The following is an 18,647-nucleotide window of genomic DNA, read 5'->3' as shown; positions in this document are numbered from 1 at the left end:
CCTTTACATCCTAGATTAGTATCAGAGTTTTCTGGTGCCTGCCACCGCTAGGCCTTTACATCCTAGATTAATATCAGATTGACGATGAGCCAACAACTCATTGCGTTATTAAGGTAACGCCACCTTGACAATCAGATTATAATGATTATCTCCTAAAGTCAAGCTAGTATATATTATATTTGTAATCTAACCTGTAAAAAATATACTATAAAATCATTATCAGGCTTTACAAACTTGAAAGAATGTGTAAGATCAGGATCGTCTGGAATTCGGACAGAAAATCCTAGTGGATGTATTGGCTGGATACATCGTAGTAAGTGTGTATTTGCGAATATTATTTGAACAGTTCTACGCACTTGATTCAAAATCCGCCGCCCTTAAAAGCGTGTCGGTTCGAGTCCGACCACTGGCACCAACTTCAATTTTCCATTCTTTCCCACTCTTTCAAATTCATTAAATAAACCCTTGTAAATACTGGCTTTAACGTCCTTTTATTGTTTTTATTCTTTTGTGTTTATTCGTATTTATATGTTTAAAGCAATGAATTTTAGTAGTATAAATGGTAGTATAAAATCATAAAATACATTTTTATCTAAAAAATTATACTACTAAAAATCGCTAGAGCCTTGATTTTAAAGGGTGCAAAGCACTTTATTTTTTTCTTTTTTATACTACTAAACTTATGGCAAGATTAATCAAACCTCTTTCAAATACAGAAATAGAAAAAGCGAAGATTAAAAAAAAAGCTTATCCATTAAGAGACGGCAACGGGCTTTTTTTATCTGTAGAGATTAGCGGTTCAAAGATATGGCGTTTTAACTATTACAAGCCTTATACTAAAAAGCGGACAGAAATCAGCATTGGCAAATATCCTGAAATATCACTACTACAAGCAAGAAAGATAAGAGACGAGTATTTAGCCCTGCTCGCTCAAAATATCGATCCTAAAACACACAGAGACCAAAAACAAAACACACAGGCATTAGAACGAAACACTTTTAAATATGTTTGTGCTAAATGGTATGCTGAAATATACCCAACAAAAGCACCCAATGAAGACACTAGAGCGAGGAATTGGCAAAGGTTAGAAAGGCATATATTCCCCAAGCTCGCAGAAATACCACTTTCAGAAATAACACCTAGATTATTAATAGACGTTTACAGAGAAATAGGGGCTAGCAATACTCTTGATAAATTACATAGACTTGTAAAAGCTACTCTAGATTATGGCATTAAGCTAGGCATTATAGAGGGGCATAATTGCAATTTAGCAAAAGATGATTTTATAGCACCACTGGCAAAAAATCACCCAGCTATTACACCTGCAGAGCTACCGGAGCTATTAAAGGCAATAAACACCGCTTTCAATGAGGGTAAGCTAGAGTTTAATACACTCTTTGCATTTAACTTGACTTTGCTCACAGGGTTGAGACAGAAAGAGCTAACACGCATTGAATGGGCTTTTGTTGATGATGGTAATAAGTTGCTTATTATCCCCTCGGAGAACATGAAACAAACTAGAAAGCTAAGAGAACAGCCCAAAGATCATATAATTCCTTTATCCTCACAAATGATTAAACTTATAGGCACAATTAGGCAATTTAACGGCTCAAGCCCTTATTTATTCCCTAGAGTGAGAAACAGAAATAAAACCATAGGACTAGATACTGTAAGCAATGCATTAAGGGATAACGGCTATAGAGATAAACAAGACGCACATGGGTTGAGGGTAGTATTTAGATCCTATCTTAGTCAGATTGGCTTTTCTGTTGTCGTTGGAGAGTTGGCAATAGCACACAATTCAACAGGGAAAGGGAAAATACAGGCTATATATGATAGATATGATTACCTAGAGGAAAGAAAGCAAGCATATCAAGCATGGGGGGATTATTGCGAAAAGTGCGGAATATTATTAACACTTTCTGAATAATCTAAAATCAATTCAATGAATAATAGCCTTGTTATCTAGCAAGGCTTTTTATTGTCTATTATTACCTTAAAAATGCTTTTTTTATACGCGATAGAAAAAGTAATAGGACAAATAGGACGTAAAAATAATATATATAATAAAAACAATAACTTATAAAATATTAATAATAAAATCTGTCCTATTTAGAGGTTATTTTGTCCTATTTAGAGGTTATTTTGTCCTATTTAGAAGTCGTTTTGTCCTATTTTAAGTTTTGAATTGTCCTAGTTTTGTAACGGTAAATGATTTATGACGCATTTATTACGATTGTTTAGTTTAGTTGATGACTGTAAAAATAAACAGTAAAATAGAAACACAACCGAAGAAATACAAATAGACAAGAAGAAAGGATTGTTTTATATATAACAACCAAGCATGAATTTTCAAATTGGTGCAACTAGGCTAGGAGTAATTAACCGAGCCGAAAGGGAATAGCCCTATCTATTCCTTGTTGCACCCTCACTAGATAGGGTAACGAATAGGGGCGTTTAAGATGTTTGATGTTACAAGCGAGCTTATAGCAATAAGAAAGCAGAGAGAGCAAGATTTTATTTCCATTTCTGAACTTCTAGAATTTATAAAGAAACACAATCCTCAAGCATTTTATAGTGAGATTGCAACCCTATTATTGATAAAACTTGAACCGCACGATATTAGAAAAACAGATGATCAATTGTGGGGGGATGAAGCATTTGAATATTGGGAGTCAGAGCATGGAATAAAAACATACATTATAACAGAAGATATTAGTAACAAACCTCAGAGTATTTGCGGTAGTGAATTTTTTTCTGCTTTAGAAGAGATTAAAACTGATAAACAAGCACTAATTTTTGATGACACTTGCACCGCAAAAGATTATTTGACAGATTACCAAAATAATATTTTCATTGACCGAAAACAGATAGAAAATATCTTAGGAATAAGCACTCTTGATAAAGAGGCTTTAAATAATAAATATCAAAATGAGATAAAACTAGCGGTAGGAATGGCACTTACAAGAACTGAAGAATTTGTAAGAAATACAGATATAAATAAAAGCCCCGTGGGCTTAGCTGAAAGATTAGTGATGTTGCAACAAATAGCCGAACTACATGCCCACATTGCCGAACTTGAACAAGCAAATTCAACCATTCAAGCGAAAGATGAACAAATAGCCGAGCTTGAAAAACAGCTAGAACAAGCTAAAAGGGCAGAAAGTGCGGTTAAATCTGATGATGTTTTAACCCAACCAAAGCAAGGACGAATTAGCCAACCGCAACGCGATCTTTTTTCCCTACTAGTGTTAAAAAACTATCAAGACTATCAAAGCAGAAACGCATTATTTGACGCAATAAATGCGGATATGAAAGAGCATGGAATTAGAACTAGCGATATAAAATATCCAACCTTAGACAATTTAATAGATGACAATTTAAGAATAAATGGATTGTCTATATTCCCCTCTAAATTCCCCTCTAAACAAAAATAATCTTTTTAATTAAGCCCTTTTAGTTTTCAAATAAGGGGATTTTCTTTTCAATTAAGCCTTATTTGAAAACGAGTTTTTAATTTAAAAATCAATAAGATGAAATAAAAGTTATTTTCCAACACAATTCCCCACATACAAACAACACCAAACCTAAAGGGGAAATTATGACAACACAAAGCGAAACTATCCAAACTATTGAACAAGCTCAATCTGTTCAACCTTACCAAAAGAAACTAATTAATATTGAAGATGTGAAAGCAATTACAGGCTTTTCTACTACCACAATTTACAAGCTAATGAATAAGGGCGAGTTTCCAAAGGCGAAGAAGTGCGGGCGTTCTACTCGTTGGCGGTTAGCTGATATTGAAAGCTATATCGCAAGTTAAGGGGGAAGCATGGTAGGAGTTCTAAAAGACAATTCAAAAGCGACACAGTGCAGAACTATTTTAAAGGTATTGAGAGAGCGTAGCTCAAGTACTTTTGATTTTAGGCAGATGGGGATTGCCTCGCCCGCACAGAGAATTAAAGAGTTACGTGAGAAAGGCTATCAAATCGAAACCACAAGAATTAATAGCATAGACCATACAGGGCAACCACATGGCGGAATTGCACTTTATCAATTAATTAGCGAGCCTGATTAAATGCAAAAACCAAAACGCAGAATAAAGGCTTTTTATGTGGTAACAGGCAAAACCATAGACGGCAACAATGAAAATATTTCGGAGTTTACGCACAAAGGGCAAATATTCAAAGGATTGCGTAAGATAGGATTAGATTTTGATAAATATCAATCTATCACAATTCACAAAAGCCCCATTGCCGTTTATGAGTACGAGAAAGAGCCTAACAGCAATCACTACAGACCAAAATTAATCAAATAACAGGATTATTTCAATGATTTTAAAAAAATGTGATTTAGATCACTTTACAAAGTGCGGACAATTTTTTACCAGACAGTGCCGTAAAGCCCCGTCCTTTAGGTCGGGGATATAAGGCACAAACGGCGTAGCCGTTTCAAACCTAACTAATCAGGTGTTTGTTGTTGCTCAATGTATTGGCGAATAATAGATATAGGTGCACCACCGCAACTACTTGCAAAATAAGACGGAGACCAAAGCTGATTTCCCCATAATTTTTTGCGAATACTCGGATAGTTTTTCTTTCTAATCATTCTGCTTGAAACGCCTTTTAAACTGTTCACAAGATTTGATATAGCTACTTTCGGTGGATATTCAACAAGTAAATGAACGTGATCGTCTTCGCCATCAAATTCTACTAATTTTGCTTCAAAATCCGAACAGACGGATTCAAAAATCGCTTTTAAGTCATCAAGAATAAATTTAGTAAAAACTTCTCTGCGATATTTAGTCACGAAAACTAAATGAACGTGTAAGTTAAAAACAACGTGGCGACCACGTCTAATCTCTGTTTCTTTTTTCATAGACCAAGTGTAGAATAATAACAATCTTTGTATTCTAATTTGTGCAATGTTACTCCGTAAAGCCTTTAAGTTTGAAATTAGACCGAATGGTGAACAAATCCGTAAAATCAAGCAGTTTTGCGGTTGTTCCCGTTTTGTGTTTAATCGAGCGTTAGCTTGGCAGAACGAGCAATATGAACAAGACAATAATCAAAAATTCAGCTATTCAAAATTAACATCTCTACTTCCGCAATGGAAAAAAGAGCTAATTTGGCTCAAAGAATGCCATTCTCAAGTGTTGCAACAGTCGTTAAAAGACCTTGAAAGTGCGTTCAAAAATTTCTTTCAGAAACATTCAAGTTTCCCAACATTCAAGAAAAAAGGCATAAAAGAGAGCTTTCGTTTTCCGCAAGGCTGCAAAATTCAGCCACAAAACGACCGCTTGTATCTGCCGAAAATCGGTTGGGTTCGCTATCGTAATAGTCGTGAAATTGTGGGCGAAGTGAAAAATGTGACCGTCAGCCAAAAGTGCGGTCGCTTTTTTGTGAGCATTCAAACGGAATTTGAACACGAAATCCCGATGCATAAAGGCGGAGAAATCGGCATTGATATGGGCATTGCACGCTTTGCAACCCTTTCCAATGGCGAATTTTTTGAGCCGATAAATGCGTTTAAAACCTACAAAGGTAAGTTAGCCAAACTGCAAAAACAGCTTAAAAATAAAGTGAAGTTCAGTAAAAACTGGCAAAAACTGAAAGAAAAAATCAGCCGGTTGCATCATAAAATCGCCAACTGCCGAAAAGATTTTTTGCATAAAATCTCAACCCAAATCAGCAAAAACCACGCAATGATCTATGTTGAAGATTTGCAAGTTGCGAATATGTCCAAATCGGCAAAAGGCACAGCGGAAGAACACGGTAAAAACGTGAAACAGAAATCAGGTTTAAACCGTGCGATATTAGATCAGTCTTGGTTTGAGTTCAGACGACAACTGGGCTATAAAACGCAATGGCTTGGCGGATTTTTAGTTGCTGTTCCAGCACAGAATACTAGTCGAACTTGCCCTTGTTGTGGGCATATTGCAAAAGAAAACCGTGAAACTCAAGCTCATTTTAAATGTGTAGAATGTGGCTATACAGAAAATGCCGATGTAGTGGGAGCAATGAATGTTCTCACACGTGGGCAAGCAATAGTCCAAGCATAATAAATATCAGGGTAGGACATACCCGAAGCGTCTATGAAGTGAATCTCAATAGAGATCAGCAGTAGAAACCCACCGAGAGTAGCCCACAGCTTGCTGTGGGAGCTAGTAGGAATCCCCTGCCTTTAGGCGGGGGAGGATGTCAACAATCATCGTACTCACTTTTATTTGTTCGGCATTAAGTTATTATTTATTGGAACAACCTATTAGAAAATCTAAATTAACCTTTAAACAGTCTTTTTTCCTATTATATTTAATCCCATCATTAGTTGTCATCGGCTACAATTTAAGTGTACGTTCTCATATAAAGCATAAAACTTCTGCTTTACAAGCTCAGAAAGCGGAACAAGAAGTATTGCCTCTCAATATTCCAAGTAAAATTTTAACCATAGGTGATTCGCATGCAGGGCATCTAGAAGATTTTTTAAATTATGTCGGTTCAAAAGAAGGGTGGCGTTCGGATATTTTAAACATTCGTGATTGCCTCTCATTTGAGGATAAAGATTGTGCACAATATTGGCAAAAAATTGAATCTTATCCTGTCATTTTTATTTCCATGTTTTATGAGTTAAAAAGAGGCGGTACACCTGTACCGAGATTCAATCCTAATTCCTTTGTAATTGCTGATTTTGATCAAAAATTTCAAGCGATGGTTAAACATCTGGCAAAAATAAAAAAAGTCTATGTGTTTGCGAATAATATCTCGTTAAATCGTTCCGCTCTTAGAAATGCATTCTTAGCAAAATATGACTTAGATAAATATTTAAATCCGATCCAAAAATTGGCGGACAATACCGTAAGCAACAATGAAATCTTCCAATTAATTAAAAACATTCCGAATGTTACATGGGTTGATGCGGCAAAATATTTAGGTGATACAGTTTATGTAGGAAATAAATCTATTTATGGCGATCAAGATCATTTTACTCCGTTCGGGTCTTACTACATGGGAACCCTATTCCATGAAAAAGAAAGATTGCTCTCTCCTCAACTTGTGTCGGAACTATATCAATAAGAAAAAAATAGCTTGGATTTCCCAAGCTATTTTTATTTTCTGCACGTTTATTTTTTCCGGTTTTCGCTTGCGGCTTTTACAAAGCCTGCAAATAGCGGATGTCCATCACGAGGTGTTGAAGTAAACTCCGGATGAAATTGACAAGCAACAAACCAAGGATGATTTGGTACTTCGATAATTTCTACCAATTTTTTATCCGCACTTAAGCCTGTTACTTTCAGTCCTGCTTTCTCAACTTGCGGACGAATAACATTGTTCACTTCATAACGATGACGATGACGCTCCTCAATAATATCCGAACCGTATAATTGATGTGCTAAACTTCCTGCGACTAAATGACATTGCTGTGCACCTAACCGCATTGTCCCACCTAAATCGCTTTCATCAGAACGCACTTCCACATTACCTTCTGCATCTTGCCATTCAGTAATTAACGCAATGACTGGATATTCACAAGTGCGGTCAAATTCGGAAGAATTTGCACCTTTTAGTCCGGCAACATGACGTGCATATTCAATAAACGCCACTTGCATACCTAAACAGATTCCTAAATAAGGTACGTTGTTTTCACGAGCATATTGTGCTGTTAAGATTTTGCCCTCTACACCACGATAGCCAAAGCCACCAGGAATTAAAATACCATCCAAATCTTTTAAAATATCTATGCCTTTCGTTTCGACATCTTGCGAATCAATGTATTTAATATTGACTGTTAAACGATTAGTCAATCCCGCATGTTTCAAGGCTTCATTAACAGATTTATAAGCATCAGGTAATTCTGTATATTTACCAACCATACCAATAGTGACTTCACCTGTCGGATTTGCTTCTTGATAAAGCACTTTTTCCCATTCAGATAAATCCGCTTCTTGACAATCAAGACGGAAACGTTGGCAAATGAAATCATCTAAACCTTGTGATTTTAATAAAGCCGGAATTTGATAAATAGATGATACATCTTTTAAAGAAATAACCGCTCTTTCCGGTACATTGCAGAAAAGGGCAATTTTCGCACGCTCATTGGGTGGAATCATACGATCTGAACGACAAATTAATACATCAGGCTGAATACCAATTGAGAGTAACTCTTTAACGGAGTGTTGTGTCGGTTTGGTTTTTACCTCTCCGGCAGTTGGAATATAAGGTACCAAAGTTAGATGCATAAAAATAGTCCGTTCACGCCCAACTTGGACGGCTAACTGGCGTAATGCCTCTAAAAATGGCAACGATTCAATGTCACCAACAGTTCCACCCACTTCAACAATGGCAACATCATATCCCGCCGCACCATCAATGACACGAGATTTAATTTCATTAGTAATATGCGGAATAACTTGAATAGTTGCCCCCAAATAATCACCACGACGTTCTTTCCGCAAAACTTCTGAATAAATTTTTCCTGCCGTAAAGTTATTACGTTTCGTCATTTTAGTACGAATAAAACGCTCATAATGCCCTAAATCAAGATCTGTTTCAGCACCATCTTGAGTCACAAAAACTTCACCATGTTGTGTCGGACTCATTGTCCCCGGATCTACATTAATATAAGGATCGAGTTTCATAATAGTTACATTTAAGCCACGAGCTTCTAAAATCGCAGCTAAAGATGCCGCTGCAATTCCTTTTCCCAAAGAAGATACAACGCCGCCGGTTACAAAAATATAATTGGTAGCCATATTAAACCTATGTGTTTTTGATATGAAAATAAGTGTTGGAGAATTTGCTTTGACAACAAACAACTTCCCATAAAGACGGGACAATAGTTTACATTAAAGGGGGATCTAACTCAATGCTATTAAGACAAAATAGCGATTATTCTATTTGAGTTTTTATTCTTCACTTAACCAAAAAGCAAAAAAAAGCGGGTAAATTTACCCGCTCTTACTAGCTCAACTTAAACTAACCTGCTATTCTTTATCAGATCAAATTCAGCGTGTTGATACAATGATAAAAGGAAAATATGATGTCTAATCAATCAATCAATCAATCAATCAATCAATCAATCAATCAATCAATCAATCAATCAATCAATCAATCAATCAATCAATCAATCAATCAATCAATCAATCAGCATTTTCTCAACTTTTAATCTGCCTGCAAGAAAATTCGCAAACCCAGCGTGAAAAAGGCACTTATTTTGAAACCTTAACTCAACACTATCTCACCAACGAACCGCAATATGCGAATCTCTATCAAGAAATTCTCACCTTTGCTGATTGGGTAGAAAAATATCAACCGGAAGGCACAAATAAAAATGATACAGGTATCGACTTAGTCGCTGTTGGTTTTGATAGCACATTTACCGCTATTCAATGCAAAAACTATTCTGCCGATTACCGCATTCAAAAAAGCGATATTGATAGCTTTTTCACTGCATCGGGTAAAAAAGATTTTACACATCGTTTAATTGTTACCACGACAAACCATTGGTCTGAAAATGCAGAAAAATCCCTTGCTGATCAACTTATTCCAGTCAATATTATCAACCGTTCCAATTTTGAAGAAAGTGTGATCGATTGGCAAAAATATGTGCCAAAACAACCGGTTGTATTGCGTGCTAAAAAGGAATTAAGAGAACACCAAATTCAAGCACTAAAAGCAGTTAAAAGAGGTTTAGAAACTGCCGATCGTGGTAAGCTAATTATGGCTTGCGGTACTGGTAAAACCTTTTCTTCACTCAAAATTGCCGAAGCAATGGCTGGACAAGGGAAAAGCGTACTGTTTCTCGTACCAAGTCTTGCACTACTTTCTCAAACTTTAACTGAATGGACACAAGAAAGCAGTGTAAAACTGCACAGCTTTGCGGTCTGTTCCGATAGTGATGTCGGCAAACAATCTAACGATGATTTAGTTCAAACTAAATTACACGAGCTTTCCTACCCTGCCACAACCGATGCAAGCGGTTTAATTCGGGGTATAAAATGCAAAAATGCCAATGAAGCAATGACCGTGATCTTTTCTACCTACCACTCAATTGATGTTATCCATCAGGCTCAAAAATTAGGCTTAAATAGTTTTGATCTTATCATTTGTGATGAAGCCCACCGCACTACAGGACATACCTTTGACGATGAACGAGAATCGGCATTTGTTCGCATTCACAATAATGATTATATCCAAGCAAAAAAACGTCTTTATATGACTGCCACCCCACGCATCTATACCGAAGATGCCAAAAAATCTGAAGGGGTGGAAGTTTATTCAATGGACGATAAAACACTTTTTGGCGAAGAGCTATTTACAATCAGCTTTTCTACCGCAGTGAAAAAAGGCTTATTAGTCGATTATAAAGTATTAGTACTTGCCGTTGAAGAGGCTCATATTAACCGCCGTTTGCAGAATCTTTTGAATGCAGAAGGTAATGAAATCCAAGTGGACGATGCGGCAAAAATCGTTGGCTGTTGGAAAGCATTATCAAAATATGGTGTGGAAGAAGATCTTGCCGATGATTATCAGCCCATGAAACGTGCGGTAGCATTTTGCCAAGTGATTGAGAAAAATTACAGAGGTAATAAACACAAAGTGAGTTCCAAAGCGATTGCAGAGATGTTCTCGACGGTAGTTGAAACCTATCAAGAACAAGAAATTGCATCATTGGAAGAACAGGGCTTACCTTATGATCTCAACCAATCGCTACAACTAAAATGTGAAGCGGAACACGTAGACGGCTCAATGAATGCTAGTGAAAAAACAGGCAAAATCGGCTGGTTGAAATCGGAAACGGAATATAACACCTGCCGCATTCTCTCAAATGTCCGCTGTTTATCCGAAGGTGTGGACGTACCAGCCCTTGATGCCGTGTTATTCTTAACTGCAAGAAACTCACAAATTGACGTAGTGCAATCGGTAGGGCGTGTAATGCGGAAAACAGAAGGCAAAAAGCGAGGTTATGTCATTTTGCCTGTAGTGATTCCTGCCGGGAAAACGCCAGAAGAAGCCTTAGATAATAATGAAAACTATAAAGTAGTATGGCAAGTGCTTAATGCTCTGCGTTCTCACGATGACCGCTTTGATGCAATGATCAACAAAATGCAGTTTGATGGTACAGCCAAAGATAAAATCGAAGTCATTTCTACCATCTCGCAAATTTTGAAAAAGCAGCCAAAAGATCAAAACAAGAAAAAGAAAAAATATGAAAAATCGGGGCGAAATCAACACAATATCGGAGGTAAAGGCACGGGAGCTGATTTTCCAACTCAAGAAGAATTTGAGTTTGAAATTGGCGAAATTGAGCGTGCATTAGTTACCAAAATCGTGAAAAAATGTGGAAATCGTATGCACTGGGAAGAATGGGCGGCAGATGTGGCAAAAATTGCTCAAACTCATATAGACCGGATTAAAGCGATTTTGGAAAACCCTAACAATCAACGCCAAATCACCGCTTTCAACGCCTTTGCGGCAGAATTGCGTGATGATTTAAATAATGCGATTAGTGATGATGAAGTGATTGAAATGTTAGCTCAGCATTTAATTACCAAACCAGTTTTTGATGCCTTATTTGCTAACGATAATTTCACCGAACACAACCCAATGTCTAAAGCATTAAGTGAAACTATTACTATTTTACAAGGCGAAAATATCGCCAATGCAGAAACCAAGCAGTTACAAGAGTTCTACGAGGGTATTCAGCAACGCATTAGCAATATCAAAAGTCCAGAAGGACGACAATCTATCATCAAAGATTTATATGATAATTTCTTTGCTCAAGCATTTAAAAAATTAAAAGATAAATTAGGTATTGTGTACACCCCAATTCAAGTAGTGGATTTTATTATCCGCTCGGTGGAAGATGTGCTACAAAATGAATTTAACGCTAGCCTTGCCGATAAAGGTGTACAAATTTTAGACCCATTTACGGGAACAGGAACATTCATTACCCGATTATTGCAAAGCGGGATTATTCCGCCTGAAAAATTACCGCAAAAATATAATGAAATTCACGCCAATGAAATTGTCTTACTCGCTTATTACATTGCGGCAATTAACATTGAAAGTGTTTATCACTCGCTACTTGCAAAAAATAACGAAAATCCAACCGCTTACCAACCTTTCAATGGTATCTGTTTAACTGATACTTTCCAAATGTACGAAAAAGAAGATCTCATCGATCAAATTTTGGTAGAAAACAGCGAACGCCGTAAACGTCAAAAGGAATTGGATATTCAAGTGATTATTGGCAATCCGCCGTATTCAGTTGGGCAAACATCAGCAAATGATAATAATGAAAACACAAGTTATCCATTATTAGAAGAAAAAATTAGAAATACCTATGCTTTACATTCAACTGCAACAAATAAAAATGCACTTTATGATAGCTATATTAAAGCGATACGTTGGGCAAGTGATCGTATTCAAGATAAAGGAGTAATTGGTTTCATTACCAATGCTGGTTTTTTAGAAACGAATGCAGCAAATGGATTACGTAAATGTTTACACGATGAATTTAGCGATCTTTATATTTTCCATTTAAGAGGTGCCATTCGTGGTAAATCTGGCATTTCGGCTAAAAAAGAAGGTCAAAATGTTTTTGATATTATGACAGGAGTTGCTATTTCTATTTTAGTTAAAAATCCAGATAAAGAAAAAAATGGCAATATTCATTTTTATGATATTGGTGATTTTCTATCAAAAAAAGAAAAATTAGAAAAAATCGCTGAATTTGGTTCAATTAACGGAATTACAAAAACAGAACAATGGCAGGAAATTATTCCCGATCAGTTTAATGACTGGCTAAATCAACGAGATCCGAATTTTGATAGTTATATGGTCCTAGGCTCAAAAGATAAAAATAATAAAGAACCTACTATATTTGAAAATTATTCAGCTGGATTACAGACAAATCGTGATGCTTGGGTTTACAATTTTTCTAAAGAAAGATTATCTGAAAATATGAATAATTCTATTACATTTTTTAATAATGAAATAGATAGATTAAATATTCAAAGAAAAACAAATTTAGAAATTGATCCTGTACAGTTTGCTGATAAAGATGATTCTAAAATAAGTTGGTCTAGCAGTCTTTATCCTAAGCTAAGTAAAGGAGAAAAAGAAAGATTCTCTAAAGATAAAATAAGACAAGGATTGTATAGACCTTATACTAAAAATCATATTTATTTTGATAAAACATTTAACCATCGTCCATATCAGTTACCCAAATTATTTCCTGTTCCCAATGTTATAAATCAAATGATCTATTTAAGCGGTTCAGGAAATTCAGGAAAAGAATTTTCTGCTGTAATGACGAATGTAATCCCAGATCTCAATATGCAACATTCGGGCGGTCAAGGTTTCCCAAAAGATTTGTTTGATAGCGTAGAAAATACAGACAAACAGACAGACAGACAGACAGACAGACAACATTATCATCTGCCTCACAGTTACAGGCAACAAGGGATTCTCAATTCTCATCAGCAACGAGATCCCCGATCTGCATCTCATCGGCGATGCACAATGCTTCCCGATGTGGATCTACGAGTAGAGAATTTGGCGATTTGCATAACAGGACTGGGAACGAGCAAGGGCTTTTCGGTGATTATTACCGATCAGATACCCGATGTTCAATTACAAGCGAACGGACAATGTTTTCCGATGTGGATTTACGAATAAAACAGGATAACCAAACAATGACAGAACAAAATACAAGCGGTCAAATTCCGCCAAAAACTTACCAAAGACGCTCGGCGATCACCGATGAAGCCTTAAAACACTTCACCGAATTTTACGGCGAGCAAGAAAATATCCAAAAAGAAGATATTTTCTACTATATCTATGGGTTATTACATAGCGAAGATTATCGGGAAAAATATGCGGATAATCTCAGTAAGCAATTGCCACGCATTCCTAGAGTAAAAAGTGCGGTCGATTTTTGGGCATTTTCTAATGCTGGGCGTGAATTAGCTCACTATCATTTAAATTTTGAAACCGTGCCGATGTATAACGGCGTATTGTTTACAGGCGGTTTATCTATTTCAAATGATAGGATTGTTGGCGGTGCTGATAGCGATTTTTATGTGGAAAAAATGAAACACCCAAAACGCTTGAATCTTGAAACAGGCAAAAATGAAGATGATCCAACTAAAGTGATTTATAACAAAAAATTTACGCTGGAAAATATCCCCGAAGAGGCTTACGGCTATGTGGTTAACGGCAAACCTGCATTGGAATGGGTGATTGAACGTCAATCGGTGAAAGTCGATAAAGCAAGTGGCATTGTAAATGATGCGAATGATTGGGCTATCGAAACCATGCAAAACCCACGTTACCCGATGGAACTATTTTTACGGGTGGTTACCGTAAGTTTGGAAACCAATCGGATTGTAGCGAACTTGCCGAAAATGGTGATTTAATTTGTAAATTTAGTGCTTGAAGCGTCATCGCATAATAACTTTTCTAAGGCATTCATTTTTTCTTACCTTTAAATTGTAATGAGAGTAAGAAAAAATGTAGCAGAAATACTAAATTAAGCTTTGTACAACTGCTACATAATACTGAAAAAGAGCGGGTAAATTTACCCGCTCACAAAATTAAACTTTAACTGATTATAAAATCTCTTTTGCCTTTGCCACAATATTTTCAACAGTGAAGCCAAAGAGTTTAAACAGTTGATCTGCCGGTGCTGATTCACCAAAGCTATTCATACCAACGATACGTCCGTTAGTACCAACATATTTGTACCAGAAATCTGAAATACCCGCTTCAATTGCAACACGTTTAGTCACCGCACTTGGTAATACTGCCTCACGGTACGCAACATCTTGTTTATCAAATACATTCGTACTCGGCATTGATACCACACGGACTTTCACGCCTTCCGCATCTAACGCTTCCGCTGCTTTCATCGCTAATTCCACTTCAGAACCGGTGGCGATCAAGATTAAATCTGGACAATCACCTTTTTCACAGCATGCACGCAAGATATAACCGCCACGTTTCACGTTTTCCAATTGCTCAGAAGTGCGGTTCATTTGAGCAAGATTTTGTCGAGTGAAAATTAATGCACTTGGACCGTCTTGACGTTCAACCGCTGCTTTCCATGCGATTGCAGATTCCACTTGGTCGCAAGGACGCCATGTTTCTAAATTTGGAATTAAGCGAAGTGCGGTTGTTTGCTCAACAGGTTGATGCGTCGGACCGTCTTCTCCTAAACCGATAGAGTCATGTGTATAAACAAATAATGAACGTTGTTTCATCAAGGCTGCCATACGCACTGCATTATGTGCATATTCCATAAACATTAAGAACGTTGCACCATAAGGAATAAATCCGCCGTGCAATGCAATACCATTCATGATGGCAGACATTCCGAATTCACGCACGCCATAATTAATATAGTTACCATCTATATTTTCTGTCGCACGAATGGGTTTTGAACCAGACCATAACGTTAAGTTTGACCCCGCTAAATCAGCTGACCCGCCTAAAAATTCCGGTAATAATTTTGCATACGCTTCAATCGCATTTTGTGACGCTTTGCGACTTGCAATATTGGCTGGATTTGCTTGTAATTTTTCAATAAAGGCTTGGCTTTCTGTTGCCCAGTTTGCCGGTAATTCCCCATTTAAACGGCGTTTAAATTCAACTGCTAATTCAGGATAAGCTTTCTCATAAGCGGCAAATTTTTCATTCCATGCGTTTTCCGCCACTTGTCCTTTTTCGTGAGCATTCCATTTTGCATAAATATCAGCAGGAATTTCAAAAGGTGCGTAATTCCAATTTAATGCTTGACGAGTTAAAGCGATTTCTTCATCACCTAATGGTGCCCCATGGCTATCATGAGTATTTTGCTTATTTGGAGAACCATAGCCAATAATCGTCTTACACATAATTAAAGTTGGTTTATTTTTCTCAGCCTGAGCTTGTTTTATTGCTTCAATAATTTGTTCTGCATTATGTCCATCAACAGCAGGAATAACATGCCAGCCGTAAGCCTCAAAGCGTTTTTGTGTATCATCAGTGAACCAACCATCTACATGACCGTCAATGGAAATATTATTATCATCATAAAAAGCAATCAATTTACCTAGACCTAACGTGCCGGCTAATGAACAAGCCTCATGAGAAATACCCTCCATTAAGCAACCATCCCCTAGAAAAACGTAAGTATGATGATCAACAATGTCATGACCTGCTCGATTAAATTGTGCGGCTAACGTTTTTTCTGCAATCGCCATGCCTACAGCGTTAGTAATGCCTTGACCTAATGGACCCGTTGTGGTTTCAATACCTGGTGCATAACCGTATTCAGGGTGCCCCGGAGTCTTGGAATGTAATTGACGAAATTGTTTTAAATCTTCGATAGAAAGATCGTAACCGGTGAGATGCAGTAAACTATAAATTAACATTGAGCCATGACCGTTAGATAACACAAAACGATCACGATTTGCCCATTGAGGATTAGTCGGATTATGATTTAAAAAATCACGCCATAATACTTCCGCAATATCCGCCATTCCCATCGGAGCTCCCGGATGCCCAGATTTTGCTTTTTGTACCGCATCCATACTTAAAAAACGGATTGCATTTGCCAATTCCCTACGAGTTACCATGATTATTCTCCTGCGAAGTTATGTTGAATTATTCGATCGGCTATTCTACCCTATTTTTATAAAAAAAAGACGAATTAATTTGATAGGATAAGAAAAAGTATAAAGCTCAATAAAATAAAGAAAATCTACATAAAATTTAAAATTATCGACAATAAATTAAAAATCATGACCTATATCATAAAAAATCAGGTTTTTGTTATAGCAATACGTTACAATACAATTTCTAGGTAAATACAATACCGGTCAATAATCTATTTTAATGCTCTCTAAAGGAAAAATTATGCCACTACTTGACAGTTTTAAAGTTGATCATACGAGAATGAATGCCCCTGCTGTGCGTGTTGCAAAAACAATGCGAACACCAAAAGGCGACAATATCACTGTTTTTGATCTTCGTTTTTGTATTCCTAATAAAGAAATCCTCTCTCCTAAAGGCATTCACACTTTAGAACACTTATTCGCAGGATTTATGCGTGATCATTTAAATAGTGAACAAATTGAAATTATTGATATTTCGCCCATGGGCTGTCGAACCGGATTTTATATGTCATTAATTGGCATGCCGAATGAACAACAAGTTGCAAACGCTTGGTCAGCTTCAATGCAAGATATTTTAAACGTCAAAAATCAAGCCGAAATTCCTGAACTAAACGAATATCAATGTGGAACCTATACTGAACATTCATTGGAAGATGCACATAATATTGCACGGAATATTCTTAATCGAGGCGTAGGTATTAATAAAAATGAAGATCTACTTTTAGATGATAATTTACTCAATTCTTAAATCTTATTTTAATAAAAAACACAATGTAAAAGGACAAAAAATGACAATATTAGGAACAGCTTTAACACCTAAAGCAACAAAAGTCATGCTTCTTGGTTCAGGTGAACTAGGCAAAGAAGTCGTTATAGAATTACAACGTCTTGGTGTAGAAGTGATTGCGGTAGATCGCTATGAAAATGCACCGGCACAACAAGTTGCACACCGCTCTTACACTATTTCAATGTTAGATGGAGATGCTTTGAAAGCATTAATTGAAAAAGAAAAACCGGATTATATCGTGCCGGAAGTCGAAGCAATCGCAACCTCAACACTAGTTGAATTGGAGCAAGCCGGCTTTAATGTTGTTCCAACTGCTAAAGCTACACAATTAACGATGAACCGTGAAGGTATTCGTCGCCTTGCAGCAGAAAAATTAAAGTTGCCAACATCAAATTATCAATTTGTAGATAATTTTGATGACTTTCAAAGTGCGGTCGAAAACCTTGGCATTCCTTGTGTGATCAAACCGATTATGTCTTCTTCTGGACATGGTCAGAGTATCTTAAAAAGCAAAGACGACCTACAAAAAGCATGGGACTATGCACAACAAGGGGGAAGAGCGGGAGCCGGTCGTGTGATCGTTGAAGGTTTCGTTAAATTTGATTATGAGATTACTTTATTAACTGTACGCCATGCAGAAGGAACTTCATTTCTAGCACCTATCGGACATCGTCAAGAAAAAGGGGACTATCGTGAGTCTTGGCAACCGCAAGCAATGTCTGTACAAGCACTCGCCAAGGCTCAACATATTGCTGAAAAAATTACTACAGAACTCGGCGGACGCGGTATTTTTGGCGTAGAAATGTTTGTCTGTGGAGATGATGTTATTTTCAATGAAGTTTCTCCTCGCCCTCATGATACAGGAATGGTTACGTTAATCTCGCAAGAGCTTTCTGAATTTGCACTTCATGCAAGAGCCATATTAGGATTACCAATTCCTGAAATTAATTTAATTAGCCCCGCTGCCTCAAAAGCGATTGTCGTTGAAGGCAAATCTAACCAAGTACAATTTGGTAATTTATTCGAAGTATTACAAGAACCTAATACTAATATTCGCTTATTCGGCAAAGGCGAAGTCAATGGGCATCGTCGTTTAGGTGTTATTCTTGCACGTGATATTTCTGTTGATAAGGCGTTAGAAAAAGTTTCTCGAGCCTATGATAAATTAGACATACAATTGTAGATAAACAAAACCCACTTCGC

The 18,647-nt window shown here is 36.8% G+C and carries 15 protein-coding genes; 12 read left to right on the top strand and 3 right to left on the bottom strand.

Annotated elements, in window-relative coordinates:
* The first annotated feature begins 682 nt into the window (after nucleotides 1–682).
* The 5 genes from HSM_RS08625 (at nucleotide 683) to HSM_RS08605 (ending at nucleotide 4,318) form a co-directional block, all read left to right on the top strand.
* Nucleotides 683–1,930, top strand: coding sequence for a tyrosine-type recombinase/integrase (locus HSM_RS08625; RefSeq protein WP_012340800.1), 1,248 nt, complete (start codon nucleotides 683–685; stop codon nucleotides 1,928–1,930).
* A 532-nt stretch (nucleotides 1,931–2,462) separates the two neighbouring features.
* Nucleotides 2,463–3,437, top strand: a complete 975-nt coding sequence (locus HSM_RS08620; RefSeq protein WP_012340799.1) for a hypothetical protein — start codon at nucleotides 2,463–2,465, stop codon at nucleotides 3,435–3,437.
* Nucleotides 3,438–3,601: 164 nt separating this feature from the next.
* Complete coding sequence (locus tag HSM_RS08615) at nucleotides 3,602–3,823, top strand: helix-turn-helix transcriptional regulator (RefSeq protein WP_012340798.1); 222 nt, start codon at nucleotides 3,602–3,604, stop codon at nucleotides 3,821–3,823.
* Between the two features lie 9 nt (nucleotides 3,824–3,832).
* Nucleotides 3,833–4,078, top strand: a complete 246-nt coding sequence (locus HSM_RS08610) for a helix-turn-helix domain-containing protein (protein WP_011608680.1) — start codon at nucleotides 3,833–3,835, stop codon at nucleotides 4,076–4,078.
* On the top strand, nucleotides 4,079–4,318 hold the full coding sequence (locus tag HSM_RS08605; protein WP_012340797.1) for a hypothetical protein: 240 nt from the start codon (nucleotides 4,079–4,081) through the stop codon (nucleotides 4,316–4,318).
* 143 nt (nucleotides 4,319–4,461) lie between these two features.
* Here the strand turns inward: HSM_RS08605 and tnpA are convergent, their stop codons facing one another.
* Nucleotides 4,462–4,878 (bottom strand): IS200/IS605 family transposase, encoded by a 417-nt coding sequence (gene tnpA / locus HSM_RS08600; RefSeq protein WP_012340753.1) that lies wholly within the window; start codon nucleotides 4,876–4,878, stop codon nucleotides 4,462–4,464.
* A 46-nt stretch (nucleotides 4,879–4,924) separates the two neighbouring features.
* Between tnpA and HSM_RS08595 the strand changes: the two genes are divergently transcribed.
* Both HSM_RS08595 and HSM_RS08590 read left to right on the top strand, forming a co-directional pair.
* Complete coding sequence (locus tag HSM_RS08595) at nucleotides 4,925–6,061, top strand: RNA-guided endonuclease InsQ/TnpB family protein (RefSeq protein ID WP_012340754.1); 1,137 nt, start codon at nucleotides 4,925–4,927, stop codon at nucleotides 6,059–6,061.
* 136 nt (nucleotides 6,062–6,197) lie between these two features.
* The gene (locus HSM_RS08590; protein ID WP_012340796.1) at nucleotides 6,198–7,073 is read left to right on the top strand and encodes an SGNH hydrolase domain-containing protein; all 876 of its coding nucleotides are present in this window, start codon (nucleotides 6,198–6,200) and stop codon (nucleotides 7,071–7,073) included.
* Nucleotides 7,074–7,120: 47 nt separating this feature from the next.
* Here HSM_RS08590 and pyrG read toward each other — a convergent pair whose 3' ends face one another.
* Entirely contained in the window at nucleotides 7,121–8,749 is a 1,629-nt protein-coding gene (gene pyrG / locus HSM_RS08585) for a glutamine hydrolyzing CTP synthase (RefSeq protein ID WP_011608709.1), read from the bottom strand.
* Nucleotides 8,750–9,036: 287 nt separating this feature from the next.
* Here pyrG and HSM_RS11200 point away from each other — a divergent pair, with 287 nt between their 5' ends.
* Genes HSM_RS11200 through HSM_RS08575 form a run of 3 tightly spaced genes read left to right on the top strand, consistent with a single transcriptional unit; the run spans nucleotide 9,037 to nucleotide 14,419 of the window.
* Nucleotides 9,037–9,162 (top strand): hypothetical protein, encoded by a 126-nt coding sequence (locus tag HSM_RS11200; protein WP_265468942.1) that lies wholly within the window; start codon nucleotides 9,037–9,039, stop codon nucleotides 9,160–9,162.
* Nucleotides 9,108–13,679 carry a DEAD/DEAH box helicase gene (locus HSM_RS08580; RefSeq protein ID WP_322597395.1) on the top strand — a complete coding sequence of 1,524 codons (4,572 nt, stop codon included), beginning with the start codon at nucleotides 9,108–9,110 and terminating at the stop codon, nucleotides 13,677–13,679. Before HSM_RS11200 ends, HSM_RS08580 begins: the two co-directional genes overlap by 55 nt.
* 17 nt (nucleotides 13,680–13,696) lie before the next feature.
* Nucleotides 13,697–14,419 (top strand): type ISP restriction/modification enzyme, encoded by a 723-nt coding sequence (locus HSM_RS08575; RefSeq protein WP_012340793.1) that lies wholly within the window; start codon nucleotides 13,697–13,699, stop codon nucleotides 14,417–14,419.
* Nucleotides 14,420–14,611: 192 nt separating this feature from the next.
* On the opposite strand, the gene tkt is transcribed toward HSM_RS08575, so the two are convergent.
* Nucleotides 14,612–16,618, bottom strand: coding sequence for a transketolase (tkt, locus tag HSM_RS08570; RefSeq protein WP_012340792.1), 2,007 nt, complete (start codon nucleotides 16,616–16,618; stop codon nucleotides 14,612–14,614).
* Between the two features lie 280 nt (nucleotides 16,619–16,898).
* Between tkt and luxS the strand changes: the two genes are divergently transcribed.
* Both luxS and purT read left to right on the top strand, forming a co-directional pair.
* Complete coding sequence (gene luxS, locus HSM_RS08565) at nucleotides 16,899–17,405, top strand: S-ribosylhomocysteine lyase (RefSeq protein ID WP_012340791.1); 507 nt, start codon at nucleotides 16,899–16,901, stop codon at nucleotides 17,403–17,405.
* A 40-nt stretch (nucleotides 17,406–17,445) separates the two neighbouring features.
* Complete coding sequence (gene purT / locus HSM_RS08560) at nucleotides 17,446–18,627, top strand: formate-dependent phosphoribosylglycinamide formyltransferase (RefSeq protein WP_041605325.1); 1,182 nt, start codon at nucleotides 17,446–17,448, stop codon at nucleotides 18,625–18,627.
* Nucleotides 18,628–18,647 lie beyond the last annotated feature (20 nt).

Source organism: Histophilus somni 2336 (assembly GCF_000019405.1).
Taxonomy (GTDB): domain Bacteria; phylum Pseudomonadota; class Gammaproteobacteria; order Enterobacterales; family Pasteurellaceae; genus Histophilus; species Histophilus somni.
The sequence above is the reverse complement of the archived record's forward strand: the minus strand, read 5'-3'. Positions and strand labels throughout refer to the sequence as shown.